The following is a 2,935-nucleotide window of genomic DNA, read 5'->3' on the forward strand; positions in this document are numbered from 1 at the left end:
GCCTGCGTGCCTCGCGCCTGCCGCCGCCCTCGCCGCGCACCGCCGTCGCGCCGTGCGGGCGCGGTGCGCCGCCGCCCTTGCCGTCCCCGCGCTGGTCACTCGCCACGCGCCGTAGCCCCCTCCATGCCGTGGAAGCCGGTCTCCCGCCAGTCGTCGGGCAGCAGGTGGTCGAGCACGTCGTCCACCGTGACCGCGCCGAGCAGCGAACCGCCGGCGTCCACGACCGCGGCCGACACCATGTTGTACGCGGCGAGATGGCTGGTCACGGCGGGCAGCGGCGTGTCAGGAGCCAGCGGCGGCAGGTCGCTGTCCACGACGGACCCGACCATCGTGAACGGCGGCTCGCGCAGCAGCCGCTGGAAGTGGATCGTCCCGAGGTACATGCCCGTCGGCGTGTCCTCCGGCGGGCGGCACACGTACACCTGCGCGGCCAGCGCCGGTGACAGGTCGCGTACCCGTACGCGCGCGAGGGCGTCCGCCACCGTCGCGTCGGGCCGCAGCACGATGGGCTCCGTCGTCATCAGGCCGCCCGCGGTGCGCTCCTCGTACGCCAGCAGCCGCCGCACGTCGGCCGCGTCGCGCGGCTGCATCAGCGCGAGCAGCCGCTCCTTGTCGTCCTCGGGCAGCTCGGACAGCAGGTCGGCCGCGTCGTCCGGGTCCATCGCCTCCAGGACGTCGGCGGCGCGCTCGTCCTCCAGCTTGCCGAGGATCTCCACCTGGTCGTCGTCCGGCAGCTCCTCCAGGACGTCCGCGAGGCGGTCGTCGTCGAGGACCGCGGCCACCTCGGCGCGCCGCTTCTCCGTCAGGTTGTGCAGCACGTTGGCGAGTTCGACGGGGCGCAGCGTCTCGAACGTCGCGACGAGGTTCTCCGCGCCCTGGCCCTCCTCCTCCAGGGAGAATCCGGTGACGTCCGACCAGTCGGCCGTGAACGCGTCCTTGCGCCGCCGCAGCGCGCCGCCGCGCCCACCGCGGCGCACGAACACCTTGGCGACCTCCCAGTCGCGGCGGGCGGGCAGCTGCTGCACCGCCACGTCGAGGACGGTGACCTCGGCGCCGTCCTCCACCATCCGCACTCGCCGGTCCAGCATCTCGCCGAAGATCAGCCGCTCCGTGGGCCGCTGCTCGAAGCGGCGCACGTTCACGACGCCCGTGCTGATGATCTGACCGGACGCGATGTCCGTGACGCGGGTCATCGGCAGGAAGATCCGCCGTCTGCTGGCCACCTCGACGACGAGGCCGACGAGGCGCGGCGGCATGGTGCCGACGCGCAACATCGCGACCAGGTCGCGCACCCGGCCGACCGGATCGCCCTGCGGGTCGAACACGGGCACGCCCGCGAGGTGGGACACGAAGATCCTTGGGGCGCCTCCGGCCATGTCGCGCGCCTCCTCGATGCCGTCGCCCGCGTCGTGATCAGGCTAGCCCGTGGGCGCCCCGCGCGCCCCGGCGGACGCGTGTGACCCTCGTCGAGGGGCGGAACGCGGCCGCACGCGCCACCGGTACGCTGCGGTCTGCCGTGCCCCCCACACGTGAAGAGGCCTGTGTGTCCGTGACCCTCCCGCACCGCCGTCCCAGCCGATTCGTGGCCTGCGCCGCGCTCTGCGCCGCGCTGGCGGGGGCGGCGGCCGGGTGCGGGGACCCCGACGCCGGCACGAACGGTGTGGGCAAGCTCTCGGCACGTCAGATCGAGCAGAAGGCGCGCACGGCGGTGGACGCGGCGACCGCGGTGCGGGTCTCGGGGGCGCTCGTCACGAGCGGCCAGACGTACATGCTGGACATGCGGCTCACCAAGAACGGCGCGACGGGGTCGGTCGCGTCGCACAAGACCACCTTCACGCTGCTGCGGGTGGCCGACGCGCTCTACCTCAAGGGCTCGGACGCGTTCTGGCACCAGGCGGCGGACGGGACGAGCCCCACGCCGGCCGCCTCCGCCGGGGGCGGCGGTGGCGCCGCGGGCGGCGGCGAGGTCGCGGACAAGCTGGGTGGCAAGTACGTCAAGGTCCCCGCCGACGACCCGGCGTACAAGCGGCTGCGGGGCTTCACGGACATGCAGGCGCTGCTGGACGGCCTCCTCGCGCTCGGCGGCACGCCCGCCAAGGGCGACAGGAAGACCCTGGACGGCGTGAGGACCATCGAGGTCACGGGCGGCGACGACGCGAAGGGCGGCACGCTGAACGTGTCCCTGGAGGGCAAGCCCTATCCGCTGCGACTGGTGCGGGGCGGCGGGGCGGGGACGGTGACGCTCAAGGACTGGGGCAAGGCCGTCGCGCTGAAGCCGCCGTCGAAGGACCAGCTCGTGGACTACGGCAGCAAGATCCCACGCACGTAACCGCGACACAGCGCCCGCCCCGAGCCGCGCCCGCCCTGAGCCGCGCCCGCCCTGAGCCGCGCCCGGCCCGGGCGCGCCGCCCGGCTTGGGCCGTCGTCCGGCCCGGGCGCTGTCTCGCTTGCGGGCCCGTGCTTGCTGGGGCCGTCGCTTGGCACGGGCGTCGCCTCGCCTGCCGGGTCGCGCGCAGCACGGGTCGTGCTTGGCCCGGGCGCGCCGCCCGGCTTGGGCCGTCGTCCGGCCCGGGTGCTGTCTCGCTTGCGGGCCCGTGCTTGCTTGAGACGCCACCTGGCCCGGGTCGCGTTTGGCCGGGGCGCGCCACCTGGCTTGGGCCGTCGTCCGGCCCGGGCGTCGCCTCGTTTGGCACGGGCCTCGTTTGGCACGGGCGTGCCGCCCGGCTTGAGCCGTCGTTCGGCCCGGGGGGCCGCCTTCGCCAGGCACGGGCCGTGTTTGGCACGGGCGCGCGCCTGGCCCGGGCGGGCCGTCGCTTGGCCAGGGTGCGCACCTGGTTTGAGTCGCCGGACGGGGCGGGCCGGGCGTGGCAGAGGCGAGGGCTGGCCCGGGGCGGGCGTGGGCGGGGACAGGGGCGCGGGGCCAGGGGGCGGGGAG

Annotated in this window: 2 protein-coding genes; one reads left to right on the top strand and one right to left on the bottom strand. The window is 75.4% G+C overall.

Annotated elements, in window-relative coordinates; translation table 11 throughout:
* Window positions 1–95: 95 nt before the first annotated feature.
* Window positions 96–1,376 carry a magnesium transporter MgtE N-terminal domain-containing protein gene (locus tag JFN87_RS32775; RefSeq protein ID WP_209346103.1) on the bottom strand — a complete coding sequence of 427 codons (1,281 nt, stop codon included), beginning with the start codon at window positions 1,374–1,376 and terminating at the stop codon, window positions 96–98.
* 167 nt (window positions 1,377–1,543) lie between these two features.
* Between JFN87_RS32775 and JFN87_RS32780 the strand changes: the two genes are divergently transcribed.
* A complete protein-coding gene (locus JFN87_RS32780; RefSeq protein WP_307865686.1) occupies window positions 1,544–2,329 on the top strand; it encodes a hypothetical protein in 786 nt (261 codons plus the stop codon).
* Window positions 2,330–2,935: the final 606 nt, after the last annotated feature.

Origin of the sequence: Streptomyces montanisoli, from assembly GCF_017813245.1 — a bacterium.
In the GTDB taxonomy this organism is placed as follows: Bacteria; Actinomycetota; Actinomycetes; order Streptomycetales; family Streptomycetaceae; genus Streptomyces; species Streptomyces montanisoli.